Origin of the sequence: Sedimenticola hydrogenitrophicus (genome assembly GCF_025175675.1) — a bacterium.
GTDB classification, from domain to species: domain Bacteria; phylum Pseudomonadota; class Gammaproteobacteria; order Chromatiales; family Chromatiaceae; genus Sedimenticola; species Sedimenticola hydrogenitrophicus.
On sequence record NZ_JANIOA010000041.1, the window covers coordinates 1 to 23,041 of the forward strand.

The following is a 23,041-nucleotide window of genomic DNA, read 5'->3' on the forward strand; positions in this document are numbered from 1 at the left end:
GGCGGCACCGACACCGCGACGGTCACCGTCAGCGTCGGCGCGGTTAACGACGCACCGCTGGCCGTCAATGACGGCCCGGTCGCCGTGACCGAAGACAGCGCCGCCAGCGGCAACGTCCTGACCAACGACAGCGACCCGGAAAGCGATGCCTTGAGCGTAACCCAGTTCACCGTCGCCGGTGATGCCACCGTCTACAGCGCCGGCAGTGCCGCCACCATCGCCGGTGTCGGCAGCCTGCTGATCAATGCCAACGGCAGCTTCACCTTTACCCCGGCCGCCAACTACAACGGTCCGGTACCGACGGCCACCTACACCCTCACCGATGGCGACCTGACCGACAGCGCCGAACTGAGTTTTGCCGACGTCAGCCCGCTCAACGACGCGCCTACCGGTACCGATGGTGTCATCAGCCTCAACGAGGACACCAGCCACAGCTTCAGCGCTGCCGATTTCGGCTTTGCTGATATTGATAGCGGCGATGCCCTTCAGGCGGTACGCATTGACAGCCTGCCCGGGGCCGGTTCACTCCAACTGAACGGCACCGCGTTAAACGCTGGCCAAGTCATTGCCCTGGCCGACCTTAACAACATGACGTTCGCGCCTGCGCAGGACGCCAGTGGCGACAACTACAGCGCCCTGACCTTCTCGGTGAGTGATCAGGCCGGTCAGTTCGCTATCACGCCCAGCACCCTCACCTTCGATGTGACGCCTGTGGCCGATGCGCCCATCGTCACCATTGAACTGGGCGAAGCCAACATCAGCACCACGACCATCGACACCGCTAACGTCACGGCTACCGACCAAGGCTTCACCGTCAGCGCCATCAATCTCGATGGTACTTCAGGAGGGTTCTCAATCAACAGCAACCCCATAGGCTTCGGGGTTACTGGAGCAGCCTCCGGCGCCAGCAGCGAAATTGGCGAACTAAATGGCCAATCGGAACGTATTGTGGTGGACTTCGATGCTCCGGTATCAAGTGTCGACGTACGCTTCGCCTGGCTGCATAGTGGCGAAAGAGCAACATATAGCCTGTTCGACAGCGCCGGTAACCCAATCGGGACTGGCACGGTTGCTGGCTTCACCGACGCCGTCGATCCAGCCATCACGCTGACCAGCAGCACCGGCGCAGCGATCAGCCGTGTCGAATTCAGTGTGCCGACGGATAACGCCAGCACGGGTGATGACTACCTGATCAACTCGATCGAGTTTGTCTCCAGCATCGACTATCCGTTGACCATCACGGCTACACCGACGGACATCGATTACTCCGAGTCGATTGCCAGCATCACGGTCAAGGTCCCCACTGGTGCCACCCTATCCGCCGGTACAGATAATGGTGGCGACACCTGGACGCTGCCCCTTGAAACAGTGGGCACTTATAATGTAGCGATTGATCCCGAGACGAAGGCTGTCACCATCACCGGCTTGGAGATGACTGTCCCAGGCAACCCGGTTGGCGAACTGAGCGTGACCGTGATGGCCACGGCTCAAGACGGTACCGACACCGAGTCGACCGCCACGACCATCACGATTGGTGATACGGGCGCTCCTGAAACCAGCGATGTAGCCGTTGTCGGAAATGAGGATTCTGGTCCCATTGCCATCATCCTGAGTGCGACCGATGACGCCAGCAGCATTGCCAACTTCACTATTACCAGCCTGCCGGCGAACGGCACACTGATCTACAGCGGCCAGGAGGTTCTGATTGGCCAAGCCATTCCGGCTATAGGCAATCAGGCCAGTCTGAGCTTCACACCGAACACCGACTGGAATGGTAATAACGACTTCCAGTACCTATCGAGCGATGTCGCCGGCAACGTGGATCAAACGCCGGCTACCGTTTCCATCCTGATCAACGCGGTCAACGACGCGCCGATCAATCAATTACCGGCTGGCTACTCCACCAATGAAGACACCGTGCTCAAGCTGAGTGGACTCTCGGTAAGCGATGTGGACGTCACCTCGGGGCTCATCTCGGTAACCCTGGCGGTAGCCAGCGGCACGCTGAGCGCGGCAAATGCCAGCGGCGTCGAAGTGGCCGGTTCGGGTACTGGCAGCATCGTGCTGAGCGGCACGCTTGATGACATCAACGCCTACCTGGCTGCACCCGCCAGCCAGCCAAGCTACCTGCCAGTGGCGGACGCCAGCGGCACGGTCTCGTTGACCATGACCAGCAACGATGGCGGCAATACCGGATTAGGCGGCGAGCTGACCGATATCGATTCGATCAACATCACCATCAACCCGGTAGCCGATGCGGTTCCGGGCAGCGATGTATCGGTGGTAATTGGTGCTCCTATAGTCAACACGATTGATGTCAGCACGAGCAGCGGCGGACTTGCTGGCCAATCAAGCTACACATTCCCGAGCGGCATCACCCTTTCCACAGGTAACTCCGATACGCCTTTCAGCTGGACAAATGGTAGCAAGCTGGCAGTTTCGTCCGGCAGTGGCGATAACCGAATTGAAGGTTCTGACACCATCACGATGACCTTCCCCTCCGGAATGCAGTACATGTCCCTGCGCCTCAAGAACGCGGGCGATGACTCTGTACTGATCTGCAGTAATCTCGAAGTCGGCGACCTTCCCAGCGCAAGCGGGACCATTACGGGAGTTATCAGCTCGACCGGGGGCCCAGTCTCGACCGATACGCTACATGTCGAGCTAGAGCTTGAAGTCAACGGCGACAGCGCCAACCCCGTGATAATGATCGGTCAAGTGACCGGCAATAACTGGACGGTTTCCTACAGCGACATTACAGGAACCATTACCAAGGCAACCGTTGTGTCGCACATCAACGGCAGCGTGTTCAACCAAGGTGGCAATACCTCCGCAGACTTTTCTTATTCGATCAGTTCGGACATGCAGAGTTTGTCGATTGCTCAAGATACTTCCAACCCTTTCAATCAGGGTCAAAACGGCTTCCAGATCGAATACATCGATGTAAATGCCAGCCCAACCGGCCTGACCAGCTACAGCTACCCGGTGGACATCTTTGCCGCAGTTCAGGATACGGTTGGAACGCCCGAGTCTTTCACCAGCCTGGCGCTCAGTGATCTTCCAGCAGGTTCGACCATCAGCGTGGTACATGCTGATGGCAGCTACGAGGAAATTGCTCCCAACGCTCAGGGTGAGTATGACTTGAGCGCCTACACTTCACTGCTGAGCACGCCGACAACCGAATCGGGCACCGACAAGCTCTTTCTGGTCACCACCTCGGAACTGCCCAGCGGTTTCGCCCCGACCATGACTTTTGAAGTAAGTGACGGCCCCTTGAGCACAGCCAAAACGATTATCGGCGGGTCCGACGACTCGATCTTCACCGGCGGTTCCGGCAACGACTACATCAGCGGCGGAGCAGGCAATGACACGCTGGACGGTGGAACCGGTGACGATATCCTGATCGGTGGAGCGGGTGATGACCTTCTTATCGGCGGGTTGGGCTCCGATACCTTTAAATGGAATGCAGGTGACGAGGGCGATACCATAACGCCAGCTGTCGATGCCGTCAGGGGTTTTGGCTCTGGTGCTGATGTGTTGCACTTGGGGGATCTGCTGGTCGGGGAGCATGACGGTAGCGGCACCGATGCCATCAACCTGGATCAGTATCTGCACTTCAGTTATGACGGTAGTACCGGCAATACCACCATTGATGTGAGTACCACGGGCGATGTGGCCAACAGTAGCAACCAGAAAATCATTATGGAAGGGGTGAATCTGACCAGCCTGGGTAACACGGATACGGAAATTATTCAGAACCTGTTGGCCAATGACCAGTTAATTACCGATTGAGGGTGGTTTTCGAATAATCCATCACCGGTGAGTAGACACCACTAGTTACTGGGCACGGAACCTTCGCCGGTTCCGTGCCTTTCGTTGTACCCCCAGTACTTTTGAGGGAGAGGATAAAAGCAACGTCACTGCTGTCCCATAAATTCCCTCTCCCTCAGGGCGAGGGTTTGGGTGGGCGTTTCCATACCGACAATTACTACGTAATTTGAAAAGTTATTTAACATCAATCACCTGAGATCATTCTAGACATTTATTAATGGGACCGCAGTGAAGTAACGTAATTTGTTTTCTGGTTTCGCTGTTGATTGGATTTCGCTGTCTTGTCTGTGACATGGTTCATGTTTTCGGACTGGATTGACGGGAGGTCCTGGATAAGCCGGTTTACCGGTTTTTCCAACTTATGCGCAAACAACTGACAAATACAAATGCAGGTATAAAAAATTGGTTGAGCGAGCGAGAAACATGCTACGGCGGCTGTTCGCGGTTTTCATTGGTGATGTTCCTGCTGAAGATGCCCGTTGTGAGTACATCTGTTCCAGGGATTGCACTTCCGAAATGTATGAGAATTGTAAAAAGCGAAGGGATTATCAGGAATTGCGGCGGGATAATTGAATACCATGGCCTTGATGAAGCCGTCATTCCATCAACCCGGCGAGCAAGCTCAATTCCATCCCGGATTCCACTTTTCCCTGGTTGTGCTGGCAGGGTCTGGAGTCTGTGCGCACATTCGGTTGTTATTGCGGGAGATGTAGATCCAGAAGCAGGATTCGTGGCAAAACCACTCCTACAGGTGGTGGATTTGCCATGTGGGTGTGTGGGCAGGTAGGGGGGGCGGAGTCAAGCCACGTCATGTTGGAGTAACCGGGTGATAGGTTGGCTGGCTTATACACGTGGACAACTTTGTTGGTTCCTCCCGCGCTATAAACTGTCGGGCTACGCCTTCGGCTAACACGACCTACGGCCGTTGAGGTACCGTACGTCGTATTAGGTAGGGGTCGGAGTCAAGCCATTCCACGGCAGAACGCTCGGGCGGAATGCTGGCTGGCTTGACTTCGACCCCTGATGGCCCAACCCATCGGCCGCTCCGGTCAACCGATTATGAGTCCATATTCTTATCCATATATCTGTTTTATTTATAATTTTGTGCGAATCGATGGATTGGTGTTTGTGTAGCTATCGCCATCTCTGATAGAATTCCGCAACTTTTTCTGTGACAAGGATCATGTTTTCGGAACCTAATCATGAATAATAAGAAAACGCTCAATCTCGTCCTTGTGGCCTCACTCTGGGCTATTCCCTACTCCCTGGTATCTGCAACCACCCTGGAAGACGCAATACGTCAGGCGCTGAGCAGCAACCCCGATGTGCGTGTCGAAACCAACGAACTGCTCTCGCGTACCGAGGAGGTGCAGCAGGCGCGGGCCGGTTATCTGCCTACCATGGATATCACGGCGGGCTTCGGGTATGAGCGCAGCGATAACAGTTCGACACGCGCGGCCGGGTTTGATGATCGCAGTCTGACGCGCAAGGAGGCGGCTATCAATCTCCAGCAGATGCTGTTCGACGGCTACGCCACCGACAGCGAGGTGGCGCGCCAGAGCGCCCGCCGGGCATCGGCCGGTTACCGGGTGGAAGGGGTCAGTCAGAACAAGGCATTGGAGACCGTCAGCGCCTATCTGGCCGTCCTGCGCCAGCAGCGGTTTGTCGAGCTGTCGGGAGAGAACCTTGAGGCCCACAAACGGATTTATGATCAGGTAAGACTGCGCAGTGAGGCCGGTATCGGGCGCAGTTCCGATCTCGAACAGGTGCGCGGCCGGCGTGCCTCGGCCGATGCCAGCCGGCTGGCGGACCTGGCCAATCTCAGGGATGCGGAATCGACCTACCTGACCCTGGTGGGTGATCTGCCGCGGGATTTGGAGCCGGTCCCATCGCAGCAGTCCCGCTTGCCGGACAGCCTTGATGCGGCGATAGAGGCGGCGTTGGCGAAACACCCCACACTGCGTTCGGCCCAGGAGGATGTCCATTCGGCTGTCGCCCAGAGGGCGGCGGCTGACAACTCCTTCTATCCCCATTTCAACCTGGAGGTCGGCAGCACCTGGGGTGAGGATCAGGATGGTGTTACGGGTGTTGATAAAGATGTCACGGCCATGGTCCGGATGCGCTATAACCTGTTTTCCGGGGGGCGGGACAAGGCGCGCCAGCGACAGACCGCCCATTTGATCAACGAGGCCAAGGAGGTCCGCAACCGGACCTATCGCCAGGTGGTTGAGAGCCTGCGTCTCTCCTGGACCGCTTACGAGGCGACCCAGGCGCAGTTGGTTTCCCTGAATCAGCACCTGATCTCCAGCGAGAATACCCGCGACGCCTACATCCAGCAGTTCAATATCGGCAAGCGCACCCTGATCGATCTGTTGAACACCGAGAACGAGGTGTTCGAGGCGAAGCGGGCCTATGCTGAAGCGCTGTCGGATCTGCTCAATGCCCAGTACCGTATTCTGGTGGGGATGGGGCAGTTGCTTGACACGATCAATGTGCCGGTGCCGCAAGGGCCGGGTACCGGCGATGAGGGTCTCAAGCCCTATGCCGAGATCGCGCCGAAAACCGTACTGGCGAGCGATTTTATCGCCGACAAGCAAGAGCATGGCGGACCGGGTGCGTCCGGCACGACAACGGATGGCGAGAAAAAAAATAACTGATATGGATTGGGCTCATTTCCGGCTTATTCCAATTACGCCGTAGCAAGTAGGGGGTCGGAGTCAAGCCACGCCATGGCAGAGCGAATGGTTGAAAGGCCGGGTGGCTTGACTCCGACCCCTGAGGATCCCGCGAAAACCATTCACGTCAGAGGCACTCCTACGGCACCGACCCCTGAGGGTTTGCACTCTCCCAGTGAACCTTTTTCATTGATCTCGTTCATATAGCCATACTGCCGACTGCGCTAGACTCACGGGCGTGGTTTGGCATTGTTCTCATTTTCCTGAATAATGCGCAGCAGATTCACCAGGGAAAGGGCGCCGTTGATGGGTATAAAGCACAGGAGTCGGAGTCAAATTCGCGTGGGATGGGCTGGTTGGTTGCAGCATAGCGATGCTAATTTGACTCCGCTTCCCCTCCTGAGATCCATTTGGGCCCCCAAATAAGATGTAATAACTACTATAAGAAATGGATAGGGCACTGAATCCTTGCCTGGATCGGTACGGCTTGGGTTGATATTTCCATAAGGACTTCAAATGGTTAGCATCACAACCAACCTTCCTGAAAATGATGCGCTGGATGAGCGGGACATCCGTGTGTGGCTGGCGGGCCTGGCGGTCAAGCGCAGTGCGGCAGAGATGGAAAAGCTGCACGAGGCGTGCGATCTCGCCTTTGAGATTCACCGCGAGGGTGTCGAGGTCACCGGCGAGACGACGCTGCGCCACGCCCTTGCCGTGGCCGAGATCCTGGCCGAGATGGATCTGGACTGGGAGACCCTGGCGGCGGCCATTCTGCACGATGTGTTGCCGGGTGATCAGGTCAATCTGCAGCGGCTGGAAAAGCAGTTCGGCAAAAGCGTCGCGCGCATGGTAAGTGACATGGCGCGGATCGGTTTTGTCTCCCGCGACCGGGCGGCCAGTCAGCATGACAAGGAGCTGGCGCATACCGAAAACCTGCGCCGCATGCTGCTCAGTATCGCCGATGATATCCGCGTGGTCCTGATCGTGCTCGCCGAGCGGTTGCATGTGATGCGTATCCTGAAAGCGCTTCCCGAGGCGATGCGGGTCAAGGAGGCGCGCGAGACCCAGCAGATCTATGCCCCCCTCGCCAACCGGCTGGGTATCTGGCAGATCAAGTGGGAGCTGGAGGATCTCTGCCTGCGCTATCTGGAGCCGGAGACCTACGTGGATATCGCCAGGAAGCTGGATGGCCGGCGTGCCGACAGGGAAGAGTATATTGATGATGTCGTCGACATACTGCAGGCCAAGTTTGCCGAGTTGCATATCGACGCCGAAATTACCGGTCGTCCCAAACATATCTACAGCATCTGGAAAAAGATGAAGCGCAAGGCGGTCCCGTTCGAGCAGATTTTCGATCTGCGGGCCGTGCGGGTACTGGTGGACAACGTGGCCGACTGTTATGCCGCCATTGGTGTCGTCCATGGGCTGTGGCGGCATATTCCGGGCGAATTTGATGACTATATCGCCACCCCCAAGGCCAACATGTACCGCTCGATCCATACCGCGGTGATCGGGCCGGAAGACAAGACCCTGGAGATCCAGATTCGCACCCACGACATGCACGAGCATGCCGAACTCGGGGTGGCGGCCCATTGGCGCTACAAGGAGGGCGGCAGCAAGGGGGACGCCGAGTTTGAGCGGCGCATCTCGCTGATGCGCAACTGGATCGAGGTCAAGGACGATCCGGCCGGCTCGGAGGATTTCGTCGACCACCTGAAGAGCGAATTTGAATCGCGCCAGGTCTATGTGCTGACCCCGCAGGGCAAGGTGGTGGAGCTGCCGAAGGGGGCCACCGCCGTGGATTTCGCCTATGCCATCCACTCCGACGTGGGGCATCGTTGCCGTGGCGCCAAGATCGACGGCAAGATCCGCCCCCTCACCCGTCCGCTGGAGAGTGGTCAGCTGGTGGAGATCCTGACCGTCAAGGAGGGCGGACCCAGCCGGGACTGGCTCAGTCCCCATCTCGGTTACCTCAAAACCAGCCGGGCGCGCAACCGGGTTCGCCAGTGGTTCAAGCAGCAGGATTACGAGCAGCATCTGCATGCCGGCAAGGTCAGCCTGGAGCGTGAGGTCAATCGCCTGGGGGTGCCAAAACCGGATCTGGCCATTGCTGTCAAGCGGTTCAATTTCAAGAAAACCGATGACCTGCTGGCCGCCATCGGCCGGGGCGAGGTCTCCCCCATACAGGTGGCCGGGATGGGCGTGCCGCACGAGTTGCCGGTACGGACACCGACACAGGTTGAACCGGTTCCCCAGCGCAAACCCGGCCGGCCGAGGAAAAGCGGACGCGGCGAGGTGATCGTCGAGGGTGTGGGCGATCTCATGACCCACATCGCGCGCTGCTGCAAGCCGGTGCCGAATGACAAGATAGTCGGCTTCATCACCCGCGGTCGCGGCGTGACAGTGCACCGCAACGACTGCGCCATGATTAGCCACATCGACGGTGATGAGCGTGAACGGCTGATCGATGTGGCCTGGGCGGGCGAGGGCGCCACCGGTACCTATCAGGTGGATATCCGGATCACCGCGGCCGATCGCAAGGGGCTGCTGCGGGATATATCGGCCATCCTCACCAACGAAGAGGTGGATGTGCTCGGGGTCAACACCCAGTCCAACCGTAAGATGGATCGCGCCAATATGCGTTTTACCATTGAAATCAATAATATGCGGCAGTTGAGCCGTCTCCTGGAGAAGATCGCCCAATTGCCCGACGTATTGGCGGTCAGGCGTGATGTGTGACGGAATGCGCGGTGCGTGGACGGGTGGAGGGTGCACGGCGCTAACCATCGATAATCTTGCCGGCGCGGAATGATAAATTGCCTGTTTCCCCCACCGCAAGGTAAACTAAGCGTTGATTTTGTAAATAGAAAACAGATCCTCTCTGGCGCCTTCGGTAAATCAGTGCGATTTCTCCATAGATATGTACCGCCCACAGAAGGGCAGTCGGTTATTTCAGAGGGCTGAATTCAAATTTCCTGCGTAGCCTGGCGGCTGGGCATTGTTTTTTATTGTTTGAAATTATTGGAGTTTTTGATGGCGATCGAGCGTACATTCTCAATTGTGAAGCCGGATGCGGTGGCAAAGAACATCATTGGCAAGATCTACAGCCGCTTCGAAGAGGCGGGCCTCCGCATTGTTGCCTCGAAGATGCTGCAGCTGAGCCGCGAGCAGGCCGGCGAGTTCTACGCGGTACACAAAGAGCGCCCCTTCTATAATGACCTGATCGATTTCATGACCTCCGGGCCGGTGATGGTGCAGGTGCTGGAAGGTGAGAATGCCATTGCCAAGAACCGCGAGGTAATGGGTGCCACCAATCCGAAAGATGCCGCACCGGGCACCATTCGCGCCGATTTTGCCGAGACGGTCGATGAGAATGCCGTGCATGGCTCGGACGCCCCGGAGACGGCTGCCGTGGAGATCGCCTTCTTCTTCCCCGAAGGCGTCTGCGAAAGGCTGCGTTGAGGTCACCCTTGATCGATCTGCATTACCTAAGGGCTCGTGCAAGAATAAGTTCCGGTATTCGGTCGCCCCTGGACCCCGCTGGCGGCGTTACGCTTTTTGCCAAGGGAGCAGCCATTGCCTGCAAAGCGTGCCTTGCCAGCGGGGCCCAGGAACGCCCTCGGTACTACGGAATTATTCTTGCGCGAGCCCTAAGCTATTCCGCTGAAGACCGGCCGGACTGTGTACACATGGAATCGGCGACACCTTATCAATCACTATGTGGAGTGGCAGGGTAATGCCGAGCGCTGAACAGAAAATCAATCTGCTGGATTTTGACCGCAAGGGCATGGAGACCTTCTTCGAAGGGCTGGGTGCCAAGGCCTTCAACGGCCGCAATGTGCTCAAATGGATCCATAAGCACGGTGTCACCGATTTTGATGCCATGACCGATCTGTCGAAAAAGCTGCGCGAACAGCTCAAGGCGACGGCGGAAGTCAGGGTGCCGGAGATCGTGTTCGAGCAGCCGGCGCTGGATGGCACCCATAAATGGGTGCTGGAGCTGGACTGCAATAACCGCATCGAATCGGTGTTCATCCCCGAACCCAATCGCAGTACCCTCTGCATCTCATCCCAGGTGGGTTGTGCGCTGGACTGCAGTTTCTGCTCCACCGCGCAGCAGGGCTTCAACCGCAATCTCACCGCCGCGGAGATTATCGGCCAGGTATGGGTGGCCGAGCGGGAACTGGGCAAGTCGCTCACCAACGTGGTGCTGATGGGGATGGGCGAGCCCCTGGCCAACTTCGACCCGGTGGTCACCGCTACCAATATCATGCAGGACGACCTGGCCTACATGCTGTCGAAATACCGGGTCACTATCAGTACTTCGGGTATTGTGCCGGCCCTGAAACAGCTCAGGGAGTTGTCCGAGGTGAGCCTGGCGGTGTCGCTGCATGCGCCGACCAACGAGCTGCGCGACCAGCTGGTGCCGATCAACCGCAAGTATCCCCTGGAGCAGCTGATCCCGGCTTGCCGGGATTATCTGCGGGGCGACAAGCGGCGCAAGGTGACCTGGGAATATGTCATGCTGGACGGTATCAACGACAGTGACAAACAGGCCCGGCAGCTGATCAGGCTGTTGGAGGGCACCCCGTCAAAGGTCAATCTCATTCCATTCAATCCGTTTCCGGGAACTCACTACCGCTGTTCGCCGCCGGAACGGATCGACGCCTTTCGTCAGCGGCTGGTCAGGGCCGGCATCGTCACCACCACTCGCAAGACCCGTGGCGAGGATATCGACGCGGCCTGCGGCCAGCTGGTGGGACGGGTAAAGGATCGCAGTCGACGTGAATTGAAACATTCGGGAGGATTTTAGCTTGAAGCTCAGTCAGCTCACAGTTCTGGGGGTGTTCGCGCTGCTGCTTGCCGGCTGTCAGCAGGGGGCGGTTAGGCCGGGTGGCACCTCCCCGGATATGGTCGACAACACCGGACAGTTCAGTCAGAACAACCGAACCGGTGAGGGGGATGTCTATGTGAAACTGGCTATCGCCTATATGCGGGAAGGCCATCTGGACGTGGCGCTGATGAAGGCCAAGCAGGCACTCTCGGTCGAGCCGGCGAACGCGGAGGGGCATAACGTCATCGCCCTTCTGTACGACCGCTTGGGTGAACGCGATCTGGCGGAGAAACACTTTCTGCGCAGTCTCCGTATCGACACCAAGAACTCCTATGTGCTGAATGCCTATGCCTCCTTTCTCTGCCAGCAACAGCGCTATGAAGAGGCCGACGGGTATTTCCTGAAGGCACTGCTCAACCCACTCTACAGGACCCCCGAAGTGGCGCTGACCAATGCGGGCATCTGCGCCATACGCAACAATGACATGAAAAAGGCCGAGGAGTACTTTCGCCGGGCGCTGGGCTACAACGCCAAGTTCCCGTTGGCGCTGATCCAGATGGCCCAAATCAGCTTTCAGAAAGAAGAGAACCTCTCTTCCCGCGCCTATCTGCAGCGTTATCTGGAGCTGACCAAACCGACGCCGGCCTCGCTGTGGCTGGGTATCCGGAATGAGCGTATCCTCGGCGACCGGAATGCGGTCTCCAGCTATTCTCTAATGTTGAAAAATAACTTCCCTGACTCCAGGGAGGTGCAGCTTTTGAAGGATGCCGAACAGTAATGAATGCCGCCGATCATAACCAAGAGGTGCATGAGCCGGTTGTCCAGGGACCTGGAAAACAGTTGCGGGAGATCCGCCTGGCGAGAAATCTGGATATCAACCAGGTGGCTGGTCTGTTGCACCTGAATGTCTCCCTGCTTGAAGCACTGGAGGCGGATGATTTCAGCAAACTGCCCAGCCCCGTGTTTGTCCAGGGCTATCTGCGCAACTATGCCCGCCTGCTGGATGTCCCGGTTACCCCGATACTGGATGCCTTTCAGCACTATCGGCCGGTGGCTGACGAGACCATGCATCTCAAGGCCTCACAGATCCGGCATGAAGTGCGCAGCAGTCATACCGTTGTGCGCGTGATCACCTGGCTGATTGTTATCGGTATCATCGCCCTGGTGGTGACCTGGTGGCGCGGTTATCTGCAGTGGCCGATCAGCCTGGGCCTCGAGGGTGACAATCCGCCGGTAGCGCAGCAGGCGGGAGACCCGCCGCCGGTGACCGAAAGTCAACCGGTTGCCCCTGACGGCACGGTCACCCTGCCGCCGCTGGCTGAGCGGCCGGAGATTCTGGACGCCCCGGTCAGTGACTCCGCCGCGCCGCTGGGGTCGACACCATCGCGGCGCCCTGACGATCAGACCACGCGTGAGCGCAGCGATGCGCCGCCCGCAACCCTGGAGGAGATGCCGCAACCGGCGGTGAGCGATTCGGCCGCGCCTTCCGATGACGTGGCGCAGGGCCGTGCGGCGGATGTCACCGTGGCCGGCGAGGTGGTGACGCCGGGAGCCGACCAGCCACCAGCCACAGCGCAGGTGCAGGTCAGCTTCTCCGAAGCCTGCTGGACCGAGATCCGGGACGCCACCGGCGGTTACCGGGTGATCGGCAACAAAACAGCGGGGGAACGCCTGATGCTGGCGGGTGAGGCGCCCTACCAGATGGTATTCGGAAATGCCTCCGCAGTCAGTATTCTCGTCAATGGCTCGGCCTATGATCTGGCCCCGCATACCCGCTCGAATGTCGCTCGGTTTACCCTCGATATCGAATGAGGGCAGGGCGGTTGGCTAGCCTTCGGAACCTGCAGTAATAAATAGAATTGAGCTTAAAGAATCAGAGAGTAATGGCCAAAAATATCCAAGCCATCCGTGGCATGCACGATATCCTGCCGGACAAGTCGCCACTTTGGCATTTTCTGGAGCAGCAGACACGCTCCGTTCTGGACAGCTACGGGTACCGGGAGCTGCGTACCCCCGTGGTGGAGATGACCGAGCTGTTCAAACGCTCGATCGGCGAAGTGACCGATATTGTCGAGAAGGAGATGTATACCTTCGAAGACCGTAACGGCGACAGCCTGACCCTGCGCCCGGAGTGCACCGCCAGCTGTGTGCGGGCCGGCATCGAGAGCGGGCTGTTCCACAACCAGGTGCAGCGCCTCTGGTATTATGGCCCGATGTTCCGGCATGAGCGTCCCCAGAAGGGACGCTATCGTCAGTTCTATCAGATCGGCGCGGAGGCCTATGGCCTCACCGGTCCGGACATCGACATCGAAATGATCCTTCTGACCCGGCGAATCTGGGAGTGCCTCGGGCTGGAGGGTCTGGAACTGCAGATCAACACCCTGGGTACCTCCGCAGAGCGTGCGGTCTATCGTGAGCAGTTGGTGGCCTATCTCTCGGAACGCAGGGGGCAGTTGGATGAAGACAGCCTGCGCCGTCTCGACAGCAATCCCCTGCGTATCCTCGATTCCAAGAACCCGGATATGCAGGAACTGACCGCAGGCGCCCCCTCGCTGATGGATTACCTGGGGGAGGAGTCGAAGGAGCACTTCCGGAGCCTCTGCGCCGGACTGGAAGCGGCGGGCGTGCCCTACGTGGTCAACACCCGTCTGGTGCGCGGACTCGACTACTATGCACGCACGGTGTTCGAGTGGGTGACCGACCGCCTGGGAGCCCAGGGCACCGTCTGTGCCGGTGGCCGTTACGATGGCCTGGTGGAGCAGTTGGGCGGCAGGGCGACCCCGGCGGTCGGTTTCGCCATGGGCGTGGAACGGCTGATCGTGCTGCTGGAAGAGCGGGAAATCCCCCTTGAACTGCAGACCCTGGATGCCTATCTGGTGCTGGTTGGCGATACCCCGCAACGCCAGGGGATGTTGCTGGCCGATCGCCTGCGCCGCGAGGTGCCGGGGTTGCGGCTGATGACCCACTGTGGTGGCGGCAGCTTCAAGAGCCAATTTAAGAAGGCGGATCGTAGCGGAGCCCGTTTTGCGCTGGTGCTGGGCGAGGATGAGCTGGCCCAGGGCATCATAGGGGTCAAGTATCTGCGTGAAGAGCGCGAACAGGAACAAGTGGCGCTGGACGATCTGGCGGGCTATCTGCGCGAGAAAATCTGATTAGCCCGGGGACCCTGCGGTTCCCGGCAGTGAATTGTTTAGCCGCTATCGGGCGGAGAGAGAGGACGAGATGGTTGATGTGAATCTGTCGGAAGAAGAGCAGGTTGAAGCACTCAAAAGGTGGTGGAAGGAAAATGGCAAGTCGGTCATCGCCGGCATCGTGCTGGGGCTGGGTGGCGTGTTTGGTTGGCAGTACTGGACCCAGCATCAGCGCCAGGTGGCTGAACAGGCCTCGCAACAATTTGAGCAGCTGACGGAGAGTGTCGCCGCCGGCTCGGGGGCAGCGGTGGCTCAGGCCGAGGCGCTGATCGCCGGACATGAAGGGAGCGCCTATGCGGTGTTTGCCTCCTTGAATCTGGCCAAGGTCAAATTCCAGCAGGGCGATATCGACGGCGCGAAGGAGCGGCTGCAATGGGTGGTGGCCAATGCCGACGATCAGTCACTGCGACAGATCGCCCGCCTGCGACTGGCGCGCCTGTTGCTGGATCAGGGCGCGGTCGAGGAGGCGTCCGGCCTTATCGCCCAGGCGCCGGTGGACAATTTCAAAGGGGATATTGCCGAATTGAGGGGCGATATCGCTTTGCAAGAGGGTGACCGGGGGGCTGCCCGGCAGGCCTACAAGGAAGCGCTGGAGTCCCAGGTCAGTAACAGTGCCCTGGTACAGATGAAGTTTGACAATCTGACCGCGGCCGAATAGTCCCGAGGATCGCCCAATGATGCGCTACTTGCTGATATCCCTGCTGGTCCTGCTGCTGAGCGGCTGCGGTTCCATCAACCCGATGGACTGGTTTGCCGAGGATGACAACTCGGAACCGCCGGCTGAGCTGGTCGAGCTGGACGAAACGGTTCCTTCCCGGGTGCTCTGGTCCACCTCCATCGGTGGCGGCGCGGATAAGCAACGGGTCAAACTGGTGCCTTTTATCGAGGATGACCGGATCTATGCCGCCAGCCGGAAGGGCGAGGTGCGGGCGCTGGATGCCGCCACCGGGCGTGCCCTCTGGTCGGTGGATACCGGACTGGAGATCTCCGGTGGGCCGGGCGCGGGCGAGGGGCTGGTGTTGTTCGGCACCAGTAACGGCGAGGTGATCGCGCTGGATCAGGCCGGGGGTGGCGAAAAATGGCGGACTCGGGTGAGCAGCGAAGTGCTCTCCGTGCCCAAGGCCGCGCGAGGTGTGGTGGTGGTGCATACCATTGATGGCAAACTGTTCGGTCTGGATACGGCGACCGGTGCCCAGCAGTGGATCTATGACCGCTCCATTCCGGTGTTGACCCTGCACGGCAACAGCTCCCCGGTGATTACCGGTGATCGGGTTATCGCCGGTTTTGCCAGCGGCAAGCTGGCGATGTTCAATCTGCGCGATGGTGAGCTGCTCTGGGAGCTCACCGTCTCGGCGCCGAGCGGCCGCTCCGAGCTGGAGCGCATGGTGGATATCGATGGTGATCCGCTGGTCATCGGCGATGTGGTCTACGCCGTCACCTACCAGGGCGAGATGGCGGCGGTGTCGCTGGAAACCGGTATCGTGCTGTGGCGTCGCAAGCTCTCCTCCTACGCCGGCATGGGGGCGGATTACGGGCAGATCTATGTCTCCGATGATACCGATCACGTCCTGTCGGTGGACCCGGGCAACGGTTCCGCCCTGTGGAAGAACCAGAAACTCCAATACCGCAAGCTGACCGCGCCGGTGGTGTTGGGTGAACGTATCCTGGTGGGTGACTTCGAGGGCTACCTGCACTTTCTGTCACGCGAGGATGGTCGCCTGGATGGACGTGTACGCGTCGCCAAGTCGGCGATCTCCACCCCGCCCATCGTGATCGATGGTACGGTCTATATCTATGCGGATGGCGGTGAGATAGCCGCCATCACAACCTCCGGCCTCTGATCCCCGGTCTCTGAACTCCCTGACTCTGAATTTTGAGCGTAAATGTGCCAAACATGCTGCCCGTAATCGTCCTGGTGGGACGCCCCAATGTGGGCAAGTCCACCCTGTTCAATCGACTGACCCGGAGTCGTGACGCCCTGGTGGCGGATCAGCCCGGTTTGACCCGCGATCGCCAGTACGGTGTCGGCAAGCTGGGTGACCGCCCCTATGTGGTGGTGGATACCGGGGGCTTGAGCGGCGAAGCGACGGGCGTCGATTTGCTGATGGAGCAGCAGGTGCAGGCGGCCATTGCCGAAGCCGATCATATCTTTTTTCTGCTGGATGGCCGCACCGGCTGTACCCCCGCCGACAGCGCCATCGCGGGGCAGCTCCGTCGTACCGGAAAACCGGTCAGTGCGGTGGTGAACAAGAGTGAAAGCCTGGATGGCGACATGGCCGGCGCCGACTTCTTTTCCCTGGGACTGGGCGAGCCGCTACCGATCTCCGCGGCCCATGGCCGCGGCGTGCGGTCCCTGATCAATGATGTACTCGAGGCCTTCCCCGAGCCTGACGGTATTGCCCAGGAGAAGGACAAGGGCACGCTTATCGCCGTGGTCGGCCGTCCAAATGTGGGTAAGTCCACCCTGGTCAACCGGATGCTGGGCGAGGAGCGCGTGGTCGCTTTTGATCAACCCGGCACCACTCGGGACAGTGTCTTCATCACCTACACGCACGATGACAAGCCCTACACGCTGATCGATACGGCAGGGGTCAGGCGCCGCGCCCGGGTCAGTGAGATGGTGGAGAAGTTCAGTGTTATCAAGACGCTGCAGGCGATCGAGCAAGCCAATGTGGTAATGTTGGTGCTGGACGCCCAGCAAGGCGTCGGCGAACAGGACGCGACCCTGGCGGGCCATATCCTGGAGAGCGGGCGCGCGCTGGTGGTGGTGATCAACAAATGGGACGGTCTGCAATCGGAGCAGCGTGATCGGATAAAGGAGGAGATCGACAGGAAACTGCCATTTCTCGATTTCGCCGCCAAGCGGTTTATCTCGGCACTGCATGGCTCCGGTGTCGGCAAGCTCTATCAGGCGCTGGATTCGGCCTACGCCAACGCCACCCGCAATCTGGCCACCCCGGAGCTGACCCGTATCCTCGAATGGACCGTCCAGGAGCACCAGCCGCCGATGGTGCATGGCCGGCGGATCAAGCTCCGTTATGCCCACCAGGGTGGACAGAATCCACCCATCATCGTGATCCACGGCAACCAGACCGATGCGGTACCGACCACCTATAAACGCTATCTGATCAACCGCTTCCGCGAGGTCCTGAAACTGACCGGCACCCCGATCCGCATTGAATTCAAGTCCGGGGAGAATCCGTTCAAGGACCGCAAGAACAAACTGACCCCGCGCCAGGCACAGAAGCGCCAACGCCTCAAGTCCTTCAGCAAGCGCAAGTAGGCGCCATTCGGCGACCAAAATATCCCGTTCATTCGTAGGGTGGGCACGTTTTTTGTGCCCACGCAGATGATTCGATACGGGGTAATGGCTTGTAGGTTGGGGTGAGTCTGCGAACCCCAACGGGGTTTCATGTGTGTGCGCCATGATGTTGGGGTTCGTTCCTCACCCCAACCTACCGCACTACGAAATTCACCGTGATTTCGACCAGTGGGCGTTCACCACTACAGAATGCCGGACGGCTCCACCCCGCCATCTTCGTCATCATCATCCTCCTCGGTGTGATCAAGGCGACTGAGGCGCAGAAAACTGACCAGGGTGAAGATCCCCATCAGGGCGATGGAGAGTGCCATGGAGAGCGGTGAGCCGTCGTGATAATGCCCCACCAGCACGCCGATACCGGCGGCCACCGACATCTGGATGAAGCCGAGTAATGCGGAGGAGGTGCCGGCCATGTGCGGAAACGGGGCCAGCGCCCCCGCCATCGCCTGCGGCATGACGATACCGACGCCGATCATATAGAACATCTGCGGTAGGACAATCGCCGCCACGTGGTGTACCTCGGCCAGGGCAAAGAGCAGCATGCTGACGCCCCCCGTGGCGGCGATGATCGAGCCGTAGCCCAGCAACCGGTTGATACCGACGCTGCGCACCAGCCGCCCCCCGATCAGCGTGCCGATCATGAAGCCGCCCACCACCAGGGCGAAGAAGAGTCCGAACTGCTCCTCCTTGAAGCCGAGAAAGTCGATAATGACGAAGGAGGAACCGGAAAGGAACGAGAATAGCCCGGCAAACACGAAGCTGCAGGTCAGGGTGTACCAGCGCCAGGTCGGATGTTTCAGCAGAATCCCGTAGTTTTTCAACAGATTGCCGACCGTCATGACGTGATGACTGCCCGGCGGAGCGGTCTCCGGGATGCGAATCCCCAGCAGCAAGACCCCGATGACGCCGTATGCGGCAAGGAACAGGAAGATCGACTGCCAACCGAACCAGATAGTCATGTAGCCGCCCAGGATGGGGGCGGCGGCCGGGGCCACGGCCATGGCGGTGCCGATATAGGAGAGCAGGCGGGCGGACTCCCGGGGGCCATGGATATCCCGCACCATGGCACGCCCCAGCACCGGGCCGGCGCTGCCGCCGATGGCCTGGAGCAGGCGCAGGGCGGAGAGGGAGGCGATCGATTCGGCGAACACGATGGCCAGGCTGCTCAGCAGAAACAGCAGCAGGCCCACCATCAGTACGGGCTTTCTGCCGAAGCGGTCGGACAGGGGGCCGTAGATCAACTGAGCCAGGGCGAAGCCGACCAGAAAGATGCTCAGGGTCTGCTGAACCTGGTTGATATCGGCGTTGAAGCTCTGCATCAGCAGCGGAAAGGCCGGCAGATACATGTCGGTGGAGAGCGGGCCGACCGCCACCAGTGAGGCGATGATGGCGGTGGCGAACAGGGACTTTGGCGAGATCATGTGACATTCTTATCCGGTTTTGATTGCTAACGCAATAGTTACACATGAAACAAATAAGCTTTTTCCGTAGGGAATAGGGCGTGTTGCCGGCAGCGGAGAGTGAAACGAACGGCATCGCTCGCAGTTGATGGGCGCGCCAATTTCGCCTGCGGGGATGTGGTGTGTAGCCTGGATGGAGTCTGCTCCAGGGAAGCTCAAGGTAGCACAGTCACACCGGTCCCGAACCACGTATACACACGGATTGACCCGGATGTCACGAGACGCGTGACACTGCGCGTTGATAATCCCCGGTATACGACAGTCCGCCCGTAGCGATGCTTTCTTAACCAAAATCCGTGTTTATCCGTGTCCATCCGTGGTTCACTCCTAACCGGCGCACAGTCCTGGACGGGCAGGATCCGGGGTGGTGTTGAGCGCTTCGTGCGGTCATAAAAAAGGGTGCCCACCCCGCCTGGCTGGTTTCAATGGCAACTAGTTTAATTTTCCACCGCCTTGTCCACGGTGGAGGTGATGGAGCCGTTGGCCAGCCGGGTCTCCAGCCGGTCGCCGCACTGTACCTGGCCGACATCCTGCAGCAGCGTTCTCTCCGGCAGCAGCCGGGTGATGGAGTAACCGCGCTGCAAGGTAGCCAAGGGGCTCAGGGCGTTGAGGGTGCCGCTGGCCGAACCGAGGCGGTGCTGCTTGGCGCGCAGGCTGGCGCCCAAGGCCAGGTCGAGTCGATGCCTGAGTCCGCGCAGCAGTTCCTGCTGCCGGTTGAGCCGGTGTCCGGGCGTGACCGCGCGCAGTCGGCTCGCCAGCAGACCGAGCCTGCCGGTGTCTTGTGTCAGCCGGCGACGGATGCAGCGGAGCAGGTGTGGCCCCAGCTCATCCAGGTACTGCTGGCGTTGTTGCAGGCGGATACCCGGGTGTATCCGTTCAAGCCGTTTAGCAACCGCCTGCAGGGACTGGTTGCTGCTGGCCAGGTGGCGCCGGGTCCCCAGGCCGATCCGGCGCTGCAGGGAGTTGAGTCGGTCCAGGACCTCCAGCCGGTCCGGTGTCGCCAGCTCCGCCGCCACCGAGGGTGTGGGCGCGCGCCGGTCGGCCACGAAATCGGCAATGGTGAAGTCCACCTCGTGTCCGACCGCCGAGATCACCGGGAGGGTAAGGGCGTGGATGCAGCGGGCGACCCCCTCATCGTTGAAGGCCATCAGGTCTTCCAGCGAGCCGCCGCCCCGGGTCAGTATCAACAGGTCGCAATCCTGCCGCTGCTCCGCCAGTCGCAGGGCGTTGATGATCGAGCGCGGCGCTTCCTCGCCCTGCACCGCGACCGGATAGATCAGCACCGGCACGGCGGGCAGGCGTCGCCGTAGCACGCTCAGCACATCGCGAATGGCGGCGCCGCTGGGCGAGGTGACGACGCCGATCCGTTTCGGCAGCAGGGGCAGGGCCTGCTTATGCGCGCTGTCGAACAGACCCTCTTGCTGCAGCTTGAATTTCAGCGCCTCGAAGGCCTGCTGCAGATCGCCCTCACCGGCCGGCTCCATGTGCTCCGCCACCAGTTGGAATTCGCCGCGTCCCTCGTAGAGCCCGACCCGGCCCCTGATCAGCACCTTGAGGCCGTTTTCCGGCTGGAAGCGCAATAACTGCCGCTTCATCCGGAACATGGCGCAGCGCACCTGGGCATGGGGGTCCTTGAGGGTAAAGTAGATATGTCCGGAGGCGGGGCGGGCCAGGTTGGATATCTCCCCCTCCACCCAGAGCAACGGAAAACTGCCCTCCAATACCGCCCGGACCTCGCTGTTGAGGCGGGATACGCTGTAGATGTCCCGCTGGAAACTTGCTTCTGAATCATGCATAGGTATAAAAATGCCTGTTACCCGAATGGAACCTACTTAAGGGATTCCTATAGGGGTCGGAGTCAAATTTGATGGACATTGTCGTATGAAATGCCCCGTTTCCTTGATCAAATTTGACTCCGACCCCTGTCATGATCAAGAACTTGAACCTAACTCATTGATTTTCAGTTTGCGCCAGTTTCGCAGGGTGGGGAGTGGTAGAAGAATGAACCGCATCCTACCCCGGCGTTGTTGGAATTACCTTATTCGCGTTCATTTGCGGCTAATATTTTTTCCTGGGTAGCGCTACGTTAGATGGGTATTCTGGTAAATAAATGCTAATTTGAGTTTACCTTGGTTCGTTGAGATTTTATAATACTCGGTTTACTGAAAAACCTTTCATTTGGGAACCTATTATGCGCCTCGTTCAGGAAGCCCTTACCTTTGATGATGTCCTGCTCCTGCCGGCCCACTCCGCTGTGCTGCCCAAGGATGTGGATCTGGCCACCCAGTTCACCCGTGGGATCCGGCTCAATATTCCGCTGGTTTCCGCGGCCATGGACACGGTGACCGAAGCCCGCCTGGCCATCGCCATGGCGCTGGAAGGGGGGATCGGCATTATGCATAAAAACATGACCGCCGAGCAGCAGGCGGCCGAGGTCCGCACGGTCAAGCGCTACGAGAGTGGCGTCATAACCGACCCGATCACCGTGGGGCCCGACATGCCGCTGGGCGAACTGGTCAAGATCACCCAGGCGAACAAGATCTCCGGCGTCCCGGTTGTGGAGGGCGAGGACCTGGTGGGCATCATCACCAATCGCGACGTGCGTTTCGAGACCCGTATGAACGAGCCGGTTTCCGCCATCATGACCCCGAAGGAGCGTCTGATCACCGTGCATGAGGGCGCCGATCGGGAAGCGGTGATGGCCAAACTGCGGGCCAACCGCATTGAGAAGATTCTGGTGGTCAATGATGCCTTCCAGCTGCGGGGCATGATCACTGTGAAGGATATCCAGAAGGCCAAGGATTATCCCTTTGCCTGCCGTGATGACCAGGAGCGGCTGCGTGTCGGCGCCGCGGTCGGGGTCGGCGAGGGTACCGAGGAGCGGGTCGATGCACTGGTCCGGGCCGGGGTTGACGTGATCGTGGTGGATACCGCCCATGGCCACTCCCAGGGGGTGCTCAACAGGGTCGCCTGGGTCAAGCAGCACTATCCACAGGTCCAGGTGATCGGCGGCAATATTGCCACCGGGGCGGCCGCGCGGGCGCTGGCGGAAGCCGGTGCCGACGCGGTCAAGGTGGGTATTGGTCCCGGTTCCATCTGTACCACCCGGATCGTGGCCGGGGTCGGGGTTCCTCAGATCACCGCCGTGGCCAACGTGGCCGAGGCGCTGGAGGGCACCGGTATCCCGGTGATCGCCGATGGCGGGCTGCGCTACTCGGGCGATATCGCCAAGGTATTGGCGGCGGGTGCCTATACCGTCATGGTGGGTGGCCTGCTGGCCGGCACCGAAGAGGCGCCGGGCGAGGTGGAGATCTATCAGGGGCGCTCCTACAAGGCCTATCGCGGCATGGGCAGTCTCGGGGCGATGCAGGCGCGCCACGGCTCCAGCGACCGCTATTTCCAGGAAGATACCAAGGAGGCGGACAAGCTGGTGCCCGAGGGTATCGAGGGACGGGTCCCCTACAAGGGGCCGCTGATCAACGTGATCACCCAGCTGACCGGTGGCATCCGCGCCAGCATGGGCTATACCGGATGCGCCACGATCGACGATATGCGCACCAAACCGGAATTTGTCCGGGTGACCAATGCCGGCATGCGCGAGTCCCATGTGCATGACGTGGCCATCACCAAGGAAGCGCCGAATTACCGACAGGGTTGATTGTCGCACAAGATCCATGGGAAGCCGCAGACCGGTGGTGAGGATTCACCACCTCTCTGCGGTTCTTTCG

Annotated in this window: 14 protein-coding genes; 12 read left to right on the forward strand and 2 right to left on the reverse strand. The window is 59.6% G+C overall.

Annotated features, from left to right (window positions below):
• From NPX02_RS21415 to der, 11 genes are all read left to right on the forward strand, one after another.
• Positions 1 to 3,792, forward strand: a 3,792-nt coding sequence (locus tag NPX02_RS21415) for a beta strand repeat-containing protein (RefSeq protein ID WP_305792920.1), incomplete at its 5' end; no start/stop codon positions are given.
• A 1,241-nt stretch (positions 3,793 to 5,033) separates the two neighbouring features.
• Positions 5,034 to 6,488, forward strand: coding sequence for a TolC family outer membrane protein (locus tag NPX02_RS17440; protein WP_260295104.1), 1,455 nt, complete (start codon positions 5,034 to 5,036; stop codon positions 6,486 to 6,488).
• A gap of 534 nt (positions 6,489 to 7,022) precedes the next feature.
• On the forward strand, positions 7,023 to 9,245 hold the full coding sequence (gene relA, locus NPX02_RS17445) for a GTP diphosphokinase (protein WP_260295105.1): 2,223 nt from the start codon (positions 7,023 to 7,025) through the stop codon (positions 9,243 to 9,245).
• A gap of 294 nt (positions 9,246 to 9,539) precedes the next feature.
• Positions 9,540 to 9,968: a nucleoside-diphosphate kinase gene (gene ndk, locus NPX02_RS17450; protein ID WP_260295106.1), complete on the forward strand. Its 429-nt coding sequence runs from the start codon at positions 9,540 to 9,542 to the stop codon at positions 9,966 to 9,968.
• 274 nt (positions 9,969 to 10,242) lie between these two features.
• A complete protein-coding gene (gene rlmN, locus NPX02_RS17455; protein ID WP_260295108.1) occupies positions 10,243 to 11,319 on the forward strand; it encodes a dual-specificity RNA methyltransferase RlmN in 1,077 nt (358 codons plus the stop codon).
• A gap of 1 nt (position 11,320) precedes the next feature.
• On the forward strand, positions 11,321 to 12,118 hold the full coding sequence (gene pilW, locus NPX02_RS17460; RefSeq protein ID WP_260295109.1) for a type IV pilus biogenesis/stability protein PilW: 798 nt from the start codon (positions 11,321 to 11,323) through the stop codon (positions 12,116 to 12,118).
• Positions 12,118 to 13,152: a RodZ domain-containing protein gene (locus tag NPX02_RS17465; RefSeq protein WP_260295110.1), complete on the forward strand. Its 1,035-nt coding sequence runs from the start codon at positions 12,118 to 12,120 to the stop codon at positions 13,150 to 13,152. Before pilW ends, NPX02_RS17465 begins: the two co-directional genes overlap by 1 nt.
• 71 nt (positions 13,153 to 13,223) lie before the next feature.
• Entirely contained in the window at positions 13,224 to 14,492 is a 1,269-nt protein-coding gene (gene hisS, locus NPX02_RS17470; RefSeq protein WP_260295112.1) for a histidine--tRNA ligase, read from the forward strand.
• A gap of 70 nt (positions 14,493 to 14,562) precedes the next feature.
• Complete coding sequence (locus tag NPX02_RS17475; protein ID WP_260295114.1) at positions 14,563 to 15,189, forward strand: YfgM family protein; 627 nt, start codon at positions 14,563 to 14,565, stop codon at positions 15,187 to 15,189.
• A 16-nt stretch (positions 15,190 to 15,205) separates the two neighbouring features.
• The gene (gene bamB, locus NPX02_RS17480; protein WP_260295116.1) at positions 15,206 to 16,372 is read left to right on the forward strand and encodes an outer membrane protein assembly factor BamB; all 1,167 of its coding nucleotides are present in this window, start codon (positions 15,206 to 15,208) and stop codon (positions 16,370 to 16,372) included.
• A gap of 53 nt (positions 16,373 to 16,425) precedes the next feature.
• Positions 16,426 to 17,814 carry a ribosome biogenesis GTPase Der gene (gene der, locus NPX02_RS17485; protein WP_260295117.1) on the forward strand — a complete coding sequence of 463 codons (1,389 nt, stop codon included), beginning with the start codon at positions 16,426 to 16,428 and terminating at the stop codon, positions 17,812 to 17,814.
• A gap of 221 nt (positions 17,815 to 18,035) precedes the next feature.
• Here the strand turns inward: der and NPX02_RS17490 are convergent, their stop codons facing one another.
• A complete protein-coding gene (locus NPX02_RS17490) occupies positions 18,036 to 19,274 on the reverse strand; it encodes a multidrug effflux MFS transporter (RefSeq protein WP_260295119.1) in 1,239 nt (412 codons plus the stop codon).
• A 476-nt stretch (positions 19,275 to 19,750) separates the two neighbouring features.
• Positions 19,751 to 21,109, reverse strand: coding sequence for an exodeoxyribonuclease VII large subunit (gene xseA / locus NPX02_RS17495; RefSeq protein WP_260295120.1), 1,359 nt, complete (start codon positions 21,107 to 21,109; stop codon positions 19,751 to 19,753).
• 395 nt (positions 21,110 to 21,504) lie between these two features.
• Between xseA and guaB the strand changes: the two genes are divergently transcribed.
• Positions 21,505 to 22,971, forward strand: coding sequence for an IMP dehydrogenase (gene guaB / locus NPX02_RS17500; RefSeq protein ID WP_260295121.1), 1,467 nt, complete (start codon positions 21,505 to 21,507; stop codon positions 22,969 to 22,971).
• Positions 22,972 to 23,041: the final 70 nt, after the last annotated feature.